The organism is Halococcus salsus (assembly GCF_009900715.1).
Lineage (GTDB): Archaea > Halobacteriota > Halobacteria > Halobacteriales > Halococcaceae > Halococcus > Halococcus salsus.
Map to the genome: position 1 here is coordinate 700,516 of NZ_JAAAJC010000001.1, position 15,048 is coordinate 715,563.

General features: G+C 68.5%; 14 protein-coding genes. 7 read left to right on the forward strand and 7 right to left on the reverse strand.

What is annotated here, in order from left to right; all coding sequences use genetic code 11:
• Positions 1-33 precede the first annotated feature (33 nt).
• From GT355_RS03715 to GT355_RS03725, 3 genes are all read right to left on the reverse strand, one after another.
• Positions 34-2,154 (reverse strand): PQQ-dependent sugar dehydrogenase, encoded by a 2,121-nt coding sequence (locus GT355_RS03715; RefSeq protein WP_160133385.1) that lies wholly within the window; start codon positions 2,152-2,154, stop codon positions 34-36.
• Positions 2,155-2,271: 117 nt separating this feature from the next.
• Positions 2,272-2,544 carry a DUF8022 family protein gene (locus tag GT355_RS03720; RefSeq protein WP_160133386.1) on the reverse strand — a complete coding sequence of 91 codons (273 nt, stop codon included), beginning with the start codon at positions 2,542-2,544 and terminating at the stop codon, positions 2,272-2,274.
• Positions 2,544-4,106, reverse strand: a complete 1,563-nt coding sequence (locus GT355_RS03725) for an acyl-CoA carboxylase subunit beta (protein ID WP_160133387.1) — start codon at positions 4,104-4,106, stop codon at positions 2,544-2,546. The genes GT355_RS03720 and GT355_RS03725 overlap by 1 nt, the downstream gene beginning before the upstream one ends.
• A 124-nt stretch (positions 4,107-4,230) precedes the next feature.
• Here GT355_RS03725 and GT355_RS03730 point away from each other — a divergent pair, with 124 nt between their 5' ends.
• Positions 4,231-4,842 carry a DUF7553 family protein gene (locus tag GT355_RS03730; protein ID WP_160133388.1) on the forward strand — a complete coding sequence of 204 codons (612 nt, stop codon included), beginning with the start codon at positions 4,231-4,233 and terminating at the stop codon, positions 4,840-4,842.
• 10 nt (positions 4,843-4,852) lie between these two features.
• Here the strand turns inward: GT355_RS03730 and GT355_RS03735 are convergent, their stop codons facing one another.
• On the reverse strand, positions 4,853-6,214 hold the full coding sequence (locus GT355_RS03735; RefSeq protein WP_160133389.1) for a sodium-dependent transporter: 1,362 nt from the start codon (positions 6,212-6,214) through the stop codon (positions 4,853-4,855).
• An 89-nt stretch (positions 6,215-6,303) separates the two neighbouring features.
• Complete coding sequence (locus GT355_RS03740; protein WP_160133390.1) at positions 6,304-7,284, reverse strand: NADPH:quinone reductase; 981 nt, start codon at positions 7,282-7,284, stop codon at positions 6,304-6,306.
• An 88-nt stretch (positions 7,285-7,372) separates the two neighbouring features.
• Here GT355_RS03740 and GT355_RS03745 point away from each other — a divergent pair, with 88 nt between their 5' ends.
• The 3 genes from GT355_RS03745 to sucD all read left to right on the forward strand — a co-directional run bounded on the left by GT355_RS03745 (position 7,373) and on the right by sucD (position 10,138).
• Positions 7,373-8,032, forward strand: a complete 660-nt coding sequence (locus tag GT355_RS03745) for a glycerophosphodiester phosphodiesterase (RefSeq protein ID WP_160133391.1) — start codon at positions 7,373-7,375, stop codon at positions 8,030-8,032.
• A gap of 79 nt (positions 8,033-8,111) precedes the next feature.
• Complete coding sequence (gene sucC, locus GT355_RS03750) at positions 8,112-9,272, forward strand: ADP-forming succinate--CoA ligase subunit beta (protein WP_160133392.1); 1,161 nt, start codon at positions 8,112-8,114, stop codon at positions 9,270-9,272.
• Positions 9,269-10,138, forward strand: a complete 870-nt coding sequence (sucD, locus tag GT355_RS03755; protein WP_160133393.1) for a succinate--CoA ligase subunit alpha — start codon at positions 9,269-9,271, stop codon at positions 10,136-10,138. Before sucC ends, sucD begins: the two co-directional genes overlap by 4 nt.
• Before the next feature lie 109 nt (positions 10,139-10,247).
• On the opposite strand, the gene GT355_RS03760 is transcribed toward sucD, so the two are convergent.
• On the reverse strand, positions 10,248-11,519 hold the full coding sequence (locus GT355_RS03760; RefSeq protein WP_240145701.1) for a PGF-CTERM-anchored ABC transporter substrate-binding protein: 1,272 nt from the start codon (positions 11,517-11,519) through the stop codon (positions 10,248-10,250).
• A 61-nt stretch (positions 11,520-11,580) separates the two neighbouring features.
• Here GT355_RS03760 and btuC point away from each other — a divergent pair, with 61 nt between their 5' ends.
• Both btuC and GT355_RS03770 read left to right on the forward strand, forming a co-directional pair.
• Complete coding sequence (btuC, locus tag GT355_RS03765; RefSeq protein ID WP_160133394.1) at positions 11,581-12,645, forward strand: vitamin B12 ABC transporter permease BtuC; 1,065 nt, start codon at positions 11,581-11,583, stop codon at positions 12,643-12,645.
• Positions 12,642-13,454, forward strand: coding sequence for a heme ABC transporter ATP-binding protein (locus tag GT355_RS03770; RefSeq protein ID WP_160133395.1), 813 nt, complete (start codon positions 12,642-12,644; stop codon positions 13,452-13,454). The genes btuC and GT355_RS03770 overlap by 4 nt, the downstream gene beginning before the upstream one ends.
• Before the next feature lie 14 nt (positions 13,455-13,468).
• On the opposite strand, the gene GT355_RS03775 is transcribed toward GT355_RS03770, so the two are convergent.
• Positions 13,469-14,005, reverse strand: coding sequence for a PH domain-containing protein (locus tag GT355_RS03775; protein ID WP_160133396.1), 537 nt, complete (start codon positions 14,003-14,005; stop codon positions 13,469-13,471).
• Between the two features lie 235 nt (positions 14,006-14,240).
• Here GT355_RS03775 and GT355_RS03780 point away from each other — a divergent pair, with 235 nt between their 5' ends.
• Positions 14,241-15,041: a polyprenol monophosphomannose synthase gene (locus GT355_RS03780; RefSeq protein WP_240145702.1), complete on the forward strand. Its 801-nt coding sequence runs from the start codon at positions 14,241-14,243 to the stop codon at positions 15,039-15,041.
• Positions 15,042-15,048 lie beyond the last annotated feature (7 nt).

The window sequence follows — 15,048 nt, forward strand, 5'->3', positions numbered from 1 at the left end:
GTTCCTCGCCGAGCGTCGTGGGACCAGGACCACTCAGTCGTCGCCGAGGAGGCGGCGCGCGGCGACCGCCGCGAGACCGGCCACCCCGGCGACCACACCGAATCCGGGACCGTTCGTACTGGTGGTCTCGCCACCGGTCTCGGCCCCGGAGGCGTTCGCGTCGGCGGCCGACCCGGACCCGCTCGCCGTGCCGGTTTCGGTCGCCGCGCTCGTCGCGCCGGTCGACGTGGCGGCCCGGGTCGTCCCGGCACTCGTCGTCGTTGCGCCGGCGTTCGTCCCGGTCGCTTCGACGGCCGTCGAAGCGCTCCCGTTCGTGCCGCCGACGGTCGTGTTGGCTGCGGACGCGTTCGCGCTCGCTTGATTCGCCGACTCCGGGGGAACGATCCGGTGTACGGCACCCGTCTCGCCCTCGGCGGGTTCAGCGGTGGTGAGGACGTAGAGCCGGTTCGCGTTGTCCCGGCCGAGCGTGAGGATGCTACCGGGGAGACGGTGCGAATCGGTGTTCTCGATCCGGAGTTCCCGGAGCGGCCACTGTCCCTCCTCGGTCGGCGTCGCGGCCATCAACCGGCCGGTCGGACCGCTGTCGGCCCCGGGAAGCCGGTAGTCGCCGAGGACGAACGCGCCCTGGATCGCCGGGATCGCGTCGTTCGTGTAGAGGTAGCCGCCGACCGCCGCGACCCCGATGCTGTCGTCGTTCACGGAGTGGGGGTACTCGATCACGGGGTCGACGAGCGGTTCGCCGCCGCGAACCGAGTCCGGGGTGTGAGTGGGACAGGAGTCCGGCGGGTCCCGGCTCTCCTCCGGTCCGGGTTCGAAACAACCGGTCCCCTCGCGAACGTTCCAGCCGTAGTTGTTGCCCTTCTGGACGTGGTTGACCTCCTCGTAGAGCGACTGGCCGACGTCGGCGGCGTAGAGCTCGCCGTTCGAGAAGCCCATCCGCCACGGGTTGCGGAAACCCCACGCGAAGTGTTCGTTGAGGCCTTCCTGCCCTACCAGCGGGTTGTCCTCGGGGATGCCGTAGGCTTGCTCACCCTCCTGCGTGTCGACGTCGATCCGGAGAATGCTCCCGAGGAGGTTTTCGGTCACGTCCTGGCCGTTGCCGGAGACGTCCGGTCCCTCGCCACCGTCAAAGCGCTCGTACCAGTCCGCGACGTGGCCGAGGCCGACGTCGAACCCGCCGCCGCCGTCGCCCATCCCCACGTAGAGGTAGCCGTCGTCCGGGCCGAACGCGATCGCCCCCGAGTTGTGGGTGTCGTACGGCGAGGGGATCTCCATGACCGTCCGCTCGGAGTCGGCGTCCGCGGTGAGGCCGTCGTCGTTGGCGGTGAACTCGGAGAGGACCTCCGTGTGGTCGAACTCCTCGGGCGTGCCCTCGCGGCGCGGCGCGCTGTAGCGCAGGTAGAACTTCCGGTTCTCCCCGTAGTTCGGGTGGAGCGCCATCCCGAGCAGCCCCATCTCGCCGCTGATCTCCGCGAGCCGGTCGCCGACGTCGACGAACGGCTCGTCGCGCAGACCGCCACCGTCGTAGACGTAGACCTGGCCGAGCCGGTCGGTGATGTAGTAGCGGCCGTCGCGGTTCGTGGGCACCTCGAAATCCAACGGGGCTGTCGGCCCGCCGTCGACGATGGTCTCGATCCGAACAGTGGGCCCCTCGGAGACCACCGAGGCGGCGGTCGCCTCCTCGTCCTCCGAGTCGGTGGCGGAGGCCTGCGTGCTCGACCCGCCCCCGACCTCGATCGTCCCGCGCATCGAGGTGATGTGTGGTTCACAGACGTATTCAGCCATCTCCTCGCTCGCGGTGAACTCGACCGTCTGTGTTGCACCCTCCTCGCTCACGATGTCGGTCCGTTGCAGCACGTTCCCGTCGGCGTCGAGCAGCGCGACGTTGTGTCCCTGCCCATCGAGGTTCTCCCAGACCAGCCGGTACTCGACCCCGGGATCGAGCGAGAGAGTCGGGTTGGTCTCGCCCGCGATCGAGTCGGGCGCGCGTCCCTGCCAGCCGTCGATCTCACCGCCCAACCGGATCGTCTCCTGCGACTGGGCGCTCACCCTACCGAGGCTCGCCGCTCCCGCGACCCCGGCGGCCGCGATGGTGGTCCGCAGGAACTGTCGTCGCGACGATCCCTCATCCGACCTTCGTCGTTTGGATAACATGGCTGAACGGAGTTCGATACGGTTGCGGGCCACCGACCGCCCTCCCACACCGGATCGCTTGTTTCGGATCGGCTGTCGAAACGGGTTAATTCCGACGATGTTCGGACGACGACCGCCTCAGAATCGGTCCGACCGTCCGGCAGCCGCCCAGCCGTCGAGCGGTGCGGACTTCGGCACGCGAACCTGCCGACCCTGGAGCGCCGCGACCCGCCCCGCGAACGCCCACCGCTTGCCGTCCCAGGTCTCCTTCGCCTCGCTCCTGGCGGCCGCCGCGCGCTCCTGGTCGCCGAGGTGGGTCCCGAGCGCGGCCGCGATGGCGGCGGCTTCCTCACTGCTGGCGTCGTCGGGGATCGCTCGCGCGAGGGCCTCGGCCAGTGAGTCCCTCTCCATCAGAGTGGGATGTTGCCGTGTTTCCGGTCGGGGCCCGACGTGCGCTTGCTCGACAGCATTTCGAGGTCCTCGATCAGGATCGAACGGGTCGCCTTGGGTTCGATGACGTCGTCGACGAAGCCACGCTCGGCGGCGATGTAGGGGTTCGCGAAGGTATCGCGGTACTCGTCGATGAGTTCGTCGCGGCGGGCCTCGACGTCGTCGGCCTCCTCCAACTCGTCGTCGTAGAGGATGTTCACCGCGCCCTGGGGCCCCATCACGGCGATCTCGGCCCCCGGCCACGCGTAGTTGACGTCGGCCTCGATGTGTTTCGAGGCCATCACGTCGTAGGCCCCGCCGTAGGCTTTCCTCGTGATCGTGGTGAGGAGGGGAACCGTGGCTTCGGAGTAGGCGTAGAGGAGCTTCGCGCCGTGTTTGATGATCCCGCCCTTTTCCTGCTCGGTGCCGGGCATGAACCCCGGCACGTCGACGAAGGTTAGGATAGGAATGTTGAACGCGTCACAGAAGCGGACGAACCGCGAACCCTTGAGCGAGGCGTCGATGTCGAGGGTGCCCGCGTTGACGCGAGGCTGGTTCGCCACGACGCCCACTGCGCGGCCGTCGAGCCGTGCGAACGCCGTCACGAGATTGCGGGCGTAGGAGTCCGCGACCTCGAACAGCGAGCCCTCGTCCACGATCCGGTCGACCACCGCGGTCATGTCGTAGGGTTTGCGCGGCGCGTCGGGGACGAGATCCGAGAGGTCGTCGTCGGCCCGTTCGGGGTCGTCCCACGGATCGACTCTCGGAGGGTCCTCGACGTTGTTCTGCGGGAGGTAGGAGAGGAGTCGCCGGATGTCGTCGAGCGCCTGCTCCTCGTCGGTCTCCGAGAAGTGCGCGACACCGCTGTCCTCGGTGTGGGCCGAGGCACCACCGAGTTCCTCGAAGGAGACCTCCTCACCGGTGACGGTCTCGATGACCTCCGGGCCGGTGATGAACATGTGGCTGGTGTCCTCGACCATGAAGATGAAGTCCGTGATGGCGGGCGAGTAGACCGCCCCGCCCGCACACGGGCCCATGATCGCGGAGATCTGCGGCACGACACCGGAGGCCTGCTGGTTTCGGTGGAAGACCTCCGCGTAGCCCGCCAGCGAGTCGATCCCCTCTTGGATCCGTGCGCCCGCCGAGTCGTTGAGCCCGATGATCGGCGCACCGACCTCCATCGCCTCGTCCATCACCTTACAGACCTTCTCGGCGAACACCTCTCCCAGAGAACCACCGAACACCGTGAAGTCGTGGGCGAAGACGAAGACCGTCCGACCGTCGACGTCGCCGTAGCCCGTGACCACCCCGTCGCCCGGCAGCTTGTGCTCGTCCATGTCGAAGTTGGTCGAGCGATGCGTGCGGAGCTGGTCGAACTCGTGGAAGGTATCGTCGTCGAGGAAGTACTCGATCCGCTCGCGAGCGGTCTTCTTCCCCCGGTCGTGCTGGGCCTCGATACGCTCCTCGCCGCCACCCAGTGCCGCCGCCCGTTTTCGCTCCCGGAGCTCCTCGATGGGGCTCCTGTCGTCCGAATCGTCGCTCATCGCCACACCCCGTCGGACCTAGCCATACTCCATCATCGATTCGGGGTGGAAAAGGGATTGCGATACCCCGGACGAGGCTGCCGTCGGCCACAGGTAGTAATAGGTCGGGGTCGAACGGGGCCCCATGAGCGACGACCTCCCCCCGATACTCGACGTCCGAGACGCGCTCGACGAGATCGAAACCAGCGCCGACGCCGACGTCGGCGACGACCTCGAGGCGATCCGGGCGCGGCTCGACGAACTCGACGACCGTGGCCGCGCGGACGACCAGTCGGTGGTCGACGACATCGACGGGCTCGTGCTCGGGCTCCGGGAATCGCTCGACGGCGAAGCCGACCGCCGGGCGGAGGGCGTCCAGAACCGCCTCCGAACCTACCGGGACGCGCTCCACGACGCCTCGACCACCCTCTCGTTGTCGGGAGCCGAACTCCGCGACGGGTCGGGGGATCGCGCTGGCGTCGTGGACCACGCGGGCGAAACCGTGGACCTGGTCGGCACGCTCGTCAACGGGGGCGACGCACGTGCGGCGGTCGTCTCGCTCGCCTTTCACGACAACGACGGCGCTCCGGTTCGGAAGGTCGAGAGCCACGAAGTGGGGCTCGACTCGGACGAACGCCGCGACGTCGGTCTCACCGTCTACGTCCCCGAGAACGCGGCGTACTACGCCACGACGGCGCTCGACGCCGACGACCCGCGGGCGACGAGCGATACCGACGCGCCCGACGGGAACGAGTAGGCCGGACCGCCTACCGAAGCGGCCCGGGGATGATGAAGTAGTCGCCCGCCTCCGGCGTGAGGAAGAGGTCCCGGAAGTTGAGGAGGAGCACGACGACGACGACGGCGAGGATCACCGTTCTGAGACCCCAGAGCCACACCGTCGCGAGCGAATCGGCGCTCGAACCCGTTCGGAACTCCGCGACGGCGTCCTTGCCGAGCACCCAACCGACGAAGACCACGACGCCGAGCACGGTGACCGGGAGCAACAGCGAGACGCCGACGCCGTCGAACCAGCTCAGCCACGCGGTGTCCCACGCCGAGGGGATCCCGAGAACGAAGGCCACACCGCCGAGCGTCGCCGCCGTTCGCCCGCGCAGGAATCCGTAGTTGTCGACGAGGAACGCCACGGCGGCTTCGAGCAGACTGATCGACGACGAGAGCGCCGCGATCAACACCACGCCGAAGAAGACGATGCCGACGACCCGGCCGACGATGCCCCCGCCGGGGAGGTTCGCCATCGCGGTCGGGATCGAGACGAACACCGCGCCGGGCCCGCTCGTGCTGGCCGAGACGCCCTGGGCGAACAACAGCGGCAACACCACGAGTCCCGCGATCACGCCGATGGCGGTGTTCGCGATACCGATGGTGAGGCCGTCGGCGAGGAGGCTGTCGTCCTCGCCGAGGTAGGAGGCGTAGGTTATCATCACGCTGAACCCGACCGAGAGCGAGAAGAACGCCTGGCCGAACGCCGCCGGCAGCACCGTCCCGGCGTTCGAGACGATGGCGTTCAGGTCGGGCTCCAGGAAGAAGGCGTAGCCCTCGCCCGCGCCGGGGAGGGTCGCCGCGAAGATAGCGAGGCCCACCAGTAGGACCACGATCGCCGGCACCATCACCTTGGTCGCGAGCTCGATGCCGTCCTCGATCCCGAGCGCGACGACCCCGACCGTGATCGCCATGAAGACCACGTGGGTGATGACCGACGACGACCCCACGGAGATCGCCCCGAAGTAGCCTTCGGGCGCGGCGAGCGCGGCCCCGGTGATCGAACCGCCGATGTATCGGATCACCCAGCCACCGATCACGCTGTAGTACGAGAGCGTCCAGAAGGAGGCGAGGATACCGAGCGCGCCGACCACCCACCACGCGGGGTGGTTGAGTTTCTTGAACGCGCCGATCGCGCTGGTGTTCGCGCGCCGGCCGATCACGAACTCGCCGAGCAGTACCGGGATCCCGATCAACAGTACCGCGAAGAGGTAGACGACGAGGAACGCCGCCCCCCCGTTCGCCGAGGTTTGGAACGGAAACCGCCAGATGTTGCCCAGTCCGACCGCGCTCCCAACCGCCGCGAGGATGAACCCCGCCCGGGTCGTCCAGGTCTCACGTGTTGCCATGGATGCCGGGTTCCAAACCCGTGAACAAAAGCGTTCGTGAAACGATCGCGTGGTTCGGCCTCGTCAGTGCGCGTGTTCGCCCCGTCGAATCAGGGAACCAACACGAGCTTGCCGAAGAAGCTGTCCTCGAGCACCGCGCGCTGGGCCTCGTCCGCCTCGTCGAGGTCGTACTCCCGCGCCACGTCGACCGTCAGCTCGCCCCCGTCCATGAGGTAGGCCAGCCGCCGAAGCGCGACCCGGAGGTCCGGCGTGTTGAACATCGACATGAACTGGTAGGAGACGTCCTTGCTCCGGGCGACGCCGTCGTGCTCGAACCCCACCTGTGGATCGTTCTCGCCGATCCCGACCACTCGCGCGCCGGTCGCCGCGACCTCCGCGTCGAACTGGAGGTAGTCGTCGAGCCGGTGGTCGAGAATTACGTCTACTCCCTCGGTCGCGCCGGCGCGGTCGGTCGCGGCCCCGCGCACCGCATCCGCGAGGTCTTCGCGCGAGTAGTCCAGCACGACGTCCGCCCCGAGGTCGGCCAGTCGGTCGTGGTAGTCGGGGCTGGCGGTCGTGACGACGTGCGCACCCGCCGCGGCGGCGACCTGGATAGCGACGTGGCCCACCCCGCCGCTGCCGCCGTGGATCAGACAGGTCTCGCCGGGTTCGAGGCCCGCGTGGTCGACCAGCGCGCGCCACGCGGTGGCCGCGACGACCCCCGCCGCGCCCGCCTCGGTCGCGTCCACCCCGTCGGGGAGCCCCACGAGATACTCGACCGGTACCGTCGCGTACTCCGCGTAGCTTCCCTGGTGACTCCGGCCGACCCCGGTGCCGTAGACCCGGTCGCCGTCCTCGAACTCCTCGACACCTTCCCCGACGGCGACCACCTCGCCCGCGAAGTCGATCCCGGGCGTCATCGGGAGGGTGAACGGCTCGTACGACCCCTCCCGGAAGTAGGTGTCGACGGGGTTCACGCCCGCCGCGTGGACCTCGACCAGGACCTCCTCGTTCGCCGGCTCGGGTCGGTCGACCTCGTCGACCCGGAGCACGTCGGGACCACCGTGGTCGTGAAAGCGGACTGCGCGCATGGCTCCCAATGGATGGCGGACGGGGAAAAGCCATCGGCGTCGGGGCGGGTCCGTCAGCGCTTTCCGGGGCGGGGGGCTACCGGTGTCGATGCGGTTGATCGCCCACCGTGCGTTCGCCAGCAGCTACCCCGAGAACACGCTCGTCGCGATAGAGCGAGCGGTTCCCGACGCCGACATGATCGAACTCGACGTTCGACGGTGTGGCTCGGGCGAGCTCGTGGTGGTCCACGACGAAGTCGTCGACCGGATCTCCGAGGGTGTGGGCCGTGTCGACGAGCTCTCCAGCGCCGACCTCTCGGCCCTCGACGTGTTCGAGACGGGTACGGGCGTGCCGACGCTCGACGAGGCCGCCGCGGCGATCCCCGCCGACACCGGGATCGTGCTCGAACTCAAGGAACGCGGGATCGCCGACGACGCGGTGGCCGCCGCCTCGACGGTCGAAAACGAGGTCATCGTCTCGTCGTTCGACGCGGCGGCGCTCGACCAGCTCACCGTCGACGACCCCACCGTGGAACTCGGCTACCTCCTCGGGTTGAACCCCGACCGCGACTTCGAGGAGGCGCTCGACCTCGATTGCGCCTACCTCCATCCCCACTGGGGTCACCTGGTCCTGACGGACGCCGTCGACCGCGCCCACGAGGCCGACATGAAGGTCAACGTCTGGACGATCGACACCGCGTTCGTCGCCAGCCTTCTCGAACGAAAGGGGATCGACGGCGTGATCGCCGACTCGCCCGACGTGCGGTGACGCTCCCGCCGGGAACGTCGGCGCGCCGACGACAGCGAAAGTGGCGGTTTTATGCGGGCCGCGCCCGGTCGTCCTAGCGATGCGACTGCACGAGTATCAGGCAAAGGAGGTGTTCGCCGAGGCCGGGATGCCGATCCCGGACTCCGAACTCGCCGAAACCACCGACGAGGTCGTCGAGGCGGCCGGATCGGTCGGCTACCCGGTCGCGGTGAAAGCACAGGTCCACGTCGGCGGCCGCGGGAAGGCCGGCGGGATCGAGCTCGTCGAGAACGACGAGGAGGCCCGCGAGGCCGCGGAGTCGATCCTCGGGATGGACCTCAAGGGCTACACCGTCGACCGCGTGCTGGTCGAGGCCGCCGTCGACTTCGTCAACGAGCTCTACGTGGGCGTGACGATGGACCGTGGCGAGGGCAAGCCCGTCGCGATGGTCTCCTCCGAGGGTGGTGTCGAGATCGAGACCGTCGCGGAGGAAACTCCCGAGGCCATCGCGCGCGAGCACGTCGACCCCGCCTTCGGGATGCATCCCTACCAGGCGCGCCGTGCGGTCTTCGACGCCGGTGTCGACCAGGAGGTCGCGACCGACGTCGCGAGCGTCCTCACCACGCTCTATCAGCTCTGGGACGACCGTGACGGGTCGGACGTCGAGGTCAACCCGCTGATGATCACCAGCGACGACGAGGTCGTGGCGGCCGACGCCGTCATGAACATCGACGACGACGCGCTCTTCCGCCAGCCCGACCTCGCCGAGATCGAGGAGTCCGCCTACGAGAACGACCTCGAAGCCAAGGCCGGCGAGTACGGCTTCGACTACGTCCGCCTCGACGGGAACGTGGGCATCATCGGCAACGGCGCGGGCCTCGTGATGACCACCCTCGACCTCGTGGATTACTACGGTGGCGAACCCGCCAACTTCCTCGACGTGGGTGGCGGCGCGAAGGCCGAGCGGATCGCCAACGCGCTCGACATGGTCTTCTCCGACGACAACGTCGAGAGCGTCGTCTTCAACATCTTCGGCGGCATTACCCGCGGCGACGAAGTCGCGAAGGGGATCAACAACGCGCTCGAACAGTTCGACGAGATCCCGAAACCCGTCGTGGTGCGGCTCGCCGGAACCAACTCGGAGGAAGGTATGGAGATCCTGAACGCAGACCTCGTCCAGGTCGAAGAGACCCTCGAAGGAGCCGTGCAACGTGCCGTCGAGAACGCTGACAGCGCCTCCGTCACGGAGGGGTCGCGATGAGCGTGCTCGTCGACGACGACACGCGCGTCGTCGTGCAGGGCATCACGGGCGGCGAGGGCAAGTTCCACACCGGCCAGATGCAGGACTACGGCACCAACGTCGTCGCGGGTGCGGTGCCCGGACGCGGCGGTGAGGAGGTCGAGGGTGTCCCCGTCTACGACACCGTCGACGAGGCCGTCGAGGCCGAGAACGCCGACGCCTCCGTCATCTTCGTGCCGCCGGCGTTCGCCGCCGACGCGGTCTTCGAGTCCCTCGACTCGGACCTCGACCTCGCCGTGGCGATCACCGAGGGCATCCCGACCCAGGACATGGCGAAGGTCAACAAGCGCCTCTCGGAGGTCGACACCCACCTCATCGGGCCGAACTGTCCCGGTATCATCACTCCTGGCGAGGCCAAACTCGGCATCCTGCCGGGCGATATCTTCTCGTCGGGCAACGTCGGCTTCATCTCGCGCTCGGGCACCCTGACCTACCAGGTCGTCGACAGCCTCACCGATAGAGGATTGGGCCAGTCGACCGCGATCGGTATCGGTGGCGACCCGATCATCGGGACGGGCTTCACGGACGCGCTCGAACTCTTCGAGGAGGACCCGGACACCGACGCGATCGTGATGTGCGGCGAGATCGGTGGTGAGGACGAGGAGCAGGCCGCCGCGTACATCGACAGCGAGATGAGCACCCCCGTCGCGGGCTTCATCGCCGGGCGGACCGCCCCGCCGGGCAAGCGGATGGGCCACGCGGGTGCCATCGTCTCCGGCTCCGGAACTGGTACTGCGGAGAGCAAGATCGACGCGCTCAACGACGCCGGCGTTCCCGTTGGCGACACCCCCGAGGAAGTCGCCGAGAACGTCGAAGACCTGCTGTAGGTCGTCGAAGACGAGGTCGATTTTTCGCGGACGAAGCGTGTTTTCGAGAACGAAGTCGTCGTATCTCCGTCTCCGTTCGACGTTAGCTGTCGCCGAGGAACGGTCGGCGCTATGGCCGCCGTCGTCCGAGCAGCGCCGCACTGAGCAGCGCGATGGCCGCCCCGACGACCCCAAATCCGGGTCCGTTGCTCGACGTCGTCTCGCCGCCAGCGGTCGCGTTTTCGGACCCGCTGGTTCCGGCCGCGGTCGCACCGCCGGACTCCGCGCCGGTCGTCGCTTCATCCGATGTCGTTTCGCTCGACGTGGCCGCACTGACGGCGGTGTCGTCGGTCGCCGCAGCCGTCCCGCCGCTCGTGGCCGCCGTGCTTGCCGTCTCATTGGACGTCATCGACGTGCCCGTCGTGGTGTTCTTGACGGTCGTGAGGTTCGCCTGCTGCATCGCCTCGGGGTGGAGCGTGCTCGCGACCGTCACCAGCGGGGCCACGAGCCGCGGGCCCGGCTGGCTGATGTAGTTCGCGTTCACAGTAACCGTCTGATTCCGCTGCACGGCGGCCGTGCTGGCGTAGGGTTCACCCGAGGGAATCGTCGACGGCGTCGACGTGACGATCCACTGCGGGTTGCGCTCGGCGATCGTCTCGTTGCTGATCTGCTGGTACCCCTCGATGCCGGCGTTCGCCGCGATGTTGGTACCGCCCGCGGTCTCGACCACGTCGTTGATGAAGGTGTTGTTGCCGACCGCGAACCCGCCGGACTGCGGGTAGAGCACGCGCGGGCTCTCCTCGTCCTCGACAGCTTCCTCGACCGCGGTCACCGTCTCCTGGGTTTCGTTAACCGTTTCGGCGGCCTCCGAGCACGAGCCGACGAGCCGACCCGTCGTGTTCACGTCGTCGTAGACGTCCTCGATCGAGGTCGCCTCGGTGGATTTGTAGACCGTCAGCCCAGCACCGCGGAGGGTCTCGACCGTCTCGTTCGGGATGATGTTCGCCGCGATCACGAGGTCCGCGTCGGTGCCAACGACCCGCTCGGTGGCGACGGTGTAGCCGTCGGCCTGATAGACATCAGTTCGGTTCTGCGACCCGTTGAGATACGACGTCGTCGGGCCTTGTGGCATCCCGACGACCTTCTCGCTCGCGCCGATCGACCACATTATCTGGGCGGTGCTCGCGCCGATCGCCACCACGCTCTCGGGTTCGCCGTCTATCGTGACGTTGGTTCCCGTCGCGTCGGTCGCCGAGACCGGGAACGAGCAGGTCTCGGTCGCCGTCTGTGCCGGTGCGGGGCCGAGCGCGGCGTTCGGTCCCGTCGATACCGCCGCGACCGGCGCGATGCCGGCCATCGTCACTGCGAGGACGAGCAGCGCCCCCACCATCGTGCGTCTCATGTCCTCGGAACGTGCGGCGGTACTCAATAAATATTTATCTAACCCAATCCGAGTTGGTCTCGTGGCAGAGACGTCCACGACGCGCGACGAGCCGACCGCCATCCGTCCGGCTCGTGTCGGGAGCCGTGCGGTCGCGTGGTCGGTCGGACTCGTGGTCGCGCTCGTCGCCGTCGTCATCGCGAGCGCGGCGCTCGGTCCGGTGGGGATCGAGTATCCAGTCGTCGCGATGATACTTCTCGACGCCCTCCCCCGGCTCTCGTTTTCGGTCCCCGACACCGCCGCGACGATCGTCCTGCGGATCCGGCTCCCGCGGATCGCGCTCGCCGCGATCGTCGGCTTCGCGCTCGGAGCCGCCGGCACCGTGATGCAGGGCTTCTTCCGCAACCCGATGGCCGACCCCTCGATCATCGGGGTCTCGACCGGGGCGGCGACGGGCGCGGTGGCGTGGATCGTGGTTCCGTTCGTGATCCCGTTCGGGCTCGGCCTCCAGGGCGCGGCGTTCGCGGGCGCGCTGATCGCGGCCTTCGGGGTCTACCTCATCGCCACCGAAGGTGGGAGAACGCCGGTCGCCACCCTCCTGCTCGCGGGCGTCGCGGTCCAGACCTTTCTGGGGGCCGTCATCTCCTACCTCCTCATCAACTCGGGCGAGAGCCTCGAACGCGTGACCTACTGGCTGATGGGCCACCTCCACAACGCCTCGTGGGGCGATGTAACGACGACGCTCCCGCTCGCCCTCGTCGTCTTTCTCGGTCTCCTCGCCTACGCCCGCGACCTCAACGTCCTCCTCCTCGGGGAGAACGAAGCTCACTCGCTCGGGATCGAGGTCGAGCGCAGCAAACGTATCCTCCTCGCGCTGTCGAGCGTGCTCACCGCCGCCGCGGTCGCCGTCTCGGGCGTGATCGGCTTCGTTGGGCTGATCGTCCCCCACGTGATGCGCCTCCTCGTGGGACCGGATCATCGGATCCTGCTCCCGACCAGCGCGCTCGCGGGTAGCGTCTTCCTCGTCGCCGCCGACACGCTCGCGCGCTCGGGGCCCGCCGAACTCCCGGTCGGGATCGTGACGGCGGCGGTCGGCGCGCCCTTCTTCCTCTACTTGCTGCGTCGTCGGGAGGTGCGCGCGCTGTGATCGAGGTCCGCGACCTGGGGGTGTCCTACGGGGCGGTGGACGCGCTCTCGGGGGTCGACCTCTCCGTCGAACCCGGCGAGGCCGTCGGCCTCGTCGGCCCGAACGGTGCGGGCAAGACCACGCTGCTGGGCGCGGTCAACGGGCTTGTCACCCCCACGACCGGCACCGTCGCGGTCGGCGGCGACGACGTCACCGAACTGTCGGCGCGCGCGCTCGCCCGCCGGGTGGCGACGGTGCCCCAGCAGACCGACCTCTCCTTTTCGTTTCCGGTTCGCGAGGTCGTGGCGATGGGTCGAACGCCCTACCGGTCGCGGTTCGAGCGCGTCACGGACGAGGACCGCGACCACACCCGGCGCGCGATGGAACGCACCGACGTCGCACGCTTCGCCGACCGCCGGATCGACGAGGTCAGCGGCGGCGAGCGCCAGCGGGTGGTGTTCGCGCGGGCGCTGTGCCAGAATCCGGACGGACTGTTGCTCGACGAACCCACCGCGAGCCTCGACATCAACCATCAGGTGCGCCTGCTCTCGCTCCTTCGGGCGTTCGTCGCCGAGGGTCGGGCGGCGCTGTGTGCGATCCACGACCTCTCGCTCGCCGCCCGGTTCTGTGACCGGCTGGTGTTGCTTGCGGGCGGGACGGTGCTCGCCAGCGGGAGCCCCGAAGCCGTGCTGACGGAATCGAACGTCGAGCGCGCGTTCGACACTCGCGTCGCGGTGACGCGTCACCCCGTCACGGGAACCCCCGACGTCACGGCGCTCGCCGGGACGGAGGGCCGACGGCTCGACGCGCTCACCGTGGACGACCGCTAGATTCGACGAGGACGCTACACCGACAGTTGCTCGTCGGCGGCCGGTGGGTCGGTCGTGGACCCGGCGACGTTGCTGAGGCAGGTGGTCACGAGGGCGTTGACGCGTTTCGGGTCGGGGACGTCCCGGAGCGCGAGGTTGACCCCGCCGGTGCCCGCGGTGTAGACCGCGATGTCGCCGTAGGACAGCAGCCGTTCGACCGTCGACTGGTCGAAGGTGGTGTTCTGCACCCGGTCGAACCGGACCTGCGTGACCGTCCGCGAGAACAGACCCGTCTTCTCGTAGACCGCTTTGGTGGTGAAGACGTACCGCGTACTCCAGCGGGTGAGGTATGCCCAGGAGCCGATGCAGAGCCCGATCGGAACCGAAACGAGCGGGAGCCACGACGGGCCGGGGAGCGACCCGAGCCGCGAGAGCCAGACCCCGGCGATACAGAGCACGAAGCCGACCGCGACCGCGGGGAGGGCGGGATAGGTGCTCGGGGTGCCGGCCCAGAGCACGCGCTCGTCGCCCGTGAGGTGCACCCACTCGACCGACCCCGCCGCCGAACTCATGTCGCTCCTGTAGGCGCGGCATCGTCTTACCGGTTTTGAACCCGAGCGGGACCGGTGGGTCGTCGACGACCGACGGGGATCGGTTACGTTCGTGATGGTTGCCGCCGCGAGTACGATGATTTTTATTCTCCACCGCCGAGGCTCAGGTATCGTGAGTGATCAGCCCGGTTCTCGGGGGAGCAGGAGTAGGGAGTGCCAACCACCGGGCTCCGGTGGCGGAACCGGATCCGACGACGTGACCGACCGAAGCGGTGTGCCCGCGGGCGCGACGGTGGCGGGACCCGACGCCGACGAGCGCTCGGTCTCGATCATCATCCCGACGTACAACGAACGCGAGAACATCGAACAGGTCGTCGAGCGGTGTCGGGACGCGCTCGCCGAGTATCGGTTCGAGATCGTCGTGATCGACGACGACTCGCCCGACGGGACCTGGCGGTTCGTCGAGGACGAGTACGAGGGGATGGAGGCAGTGCGGGTGGTCCGCCGAACGGAGGATTCGGGGCTCGCGACCGCGGTCTCGCGGGGGTTCGACGAGGCGACCTACGAGCTGTGTGCGGTGATCGACGCCGACCTCCAGCACCCGCCCGAGAAGCTCCCAGAACTCATCGCGGCGTTCGACTCCGGGGCCGACATCGTGATCGGGAGCCGCCACGTCCCCGGCGGCGGCGTCGAGAACTGGTCGCGGTTCCGGCGGCTCGTCAGCCGCGGCGCGATGACGATCGCGAAGCTCGCGCTGCCACCGACGCGCGGTATCTCGGACCCGATGAGCGGCTTCTTCGCGGTCCGACGCGAGATCCTCACCGGGGTCTCGCTCGCGCCGACCGGCTACAAGATCCTACTCGAGATCCTGTTGAAGTGTGACTACGACCGCGTCGTCGAGGTGCCGTACGTCTTCACCGAGCGCGAACGCGGCGAGTCGAAGCTCTCGGCCGGCGAGTACCTCGGGTTCCTCGAACACGTCTACGACCTCCGGCGGGGCGGCTACGCTGGCCGGAACCCACACGCCGCCGTCTCGGCCGACCGAAACCAGCACTGACTCGGTC

Bases quoted from the DNA above. Each gene is read 5' to 3' on its own strand.
- GT355_RS03740 (WP_160133390.1), bottom strand. From the start codon at position 7,284: ATGCGCGCAGTCCGCTTTCACGACCACGGTGGTCCCGACGTGCTCCGG.
- GT355_RS03720 (WP_160133386.1), bottom strand. From the start codon at position 2,544: ATGGAGAGGGACTCACTGGCCGAGGCCCTCGCGCGAGCGATCCCCGAC.
- sucD (WP_160133393.1), top strand. From the start codon at position 9,269: ATGAGCGTGCTCGTCGACGACGACACGCGCGTCGTCGTGCAGGGCATC.
- GT355_RS03715 (WP_160133385.1), bottom strand. From the start codon at position 2,154: ATGTTATCCAAACGACGAAGGTCGGATGAGGGATCGTCGCGACGACAG.
- GT355_RS03760 (WP_240145701.1), bottom strand. From the start codon at position 11,519: ATGAGACGCACGATGGTGGGGGCGCTGCTCGTCCTCGCAGTGACGATG.
- GT355_RS03725 (WP_160133387.1), bottom strand. From the start codon at position 4,106: ATGAGCGACGATTCGGACGACAGGAGCCCCATCGAGGAGCTCCGGGAG.
- sucC (WP_160133392.1), top strand. From the start codon at position 8,112: ATGCGACTGCACGAGTATCAGGCAAAGGAGGTGTTCGCCGAGGCCGGG.
- GT355_RS03735 (WP_160133389.1), bottom strand. From the start codon at position 6,214: ATGGCAACACGTGAGACCTGGACGACCCGGGCGGGGTTCATCCTCGCG.
- GT355_RS03745 (WP_160133391.1), top strand. From the start codon at position 7,373: ATGCGGTTGATCGCCCACCGTGCGTTCGCCAGCAGCTACCCCGAGAAC.
- GT355_RS03775 (WP_160133396.1), bottom strand. From the start codon at position 14,005: ATGAGTTCGGCGGCGGGGTCGGTCGAGTGGGTGCACCTCACGGGCGAC.
- GT355_RS03730 (WP_160133388.1), top strand. From the start codon at position 4,231: ATGAGCGACGACCTCCCCCCGATACTCGACGTCCGAGACGCGCTCGAC.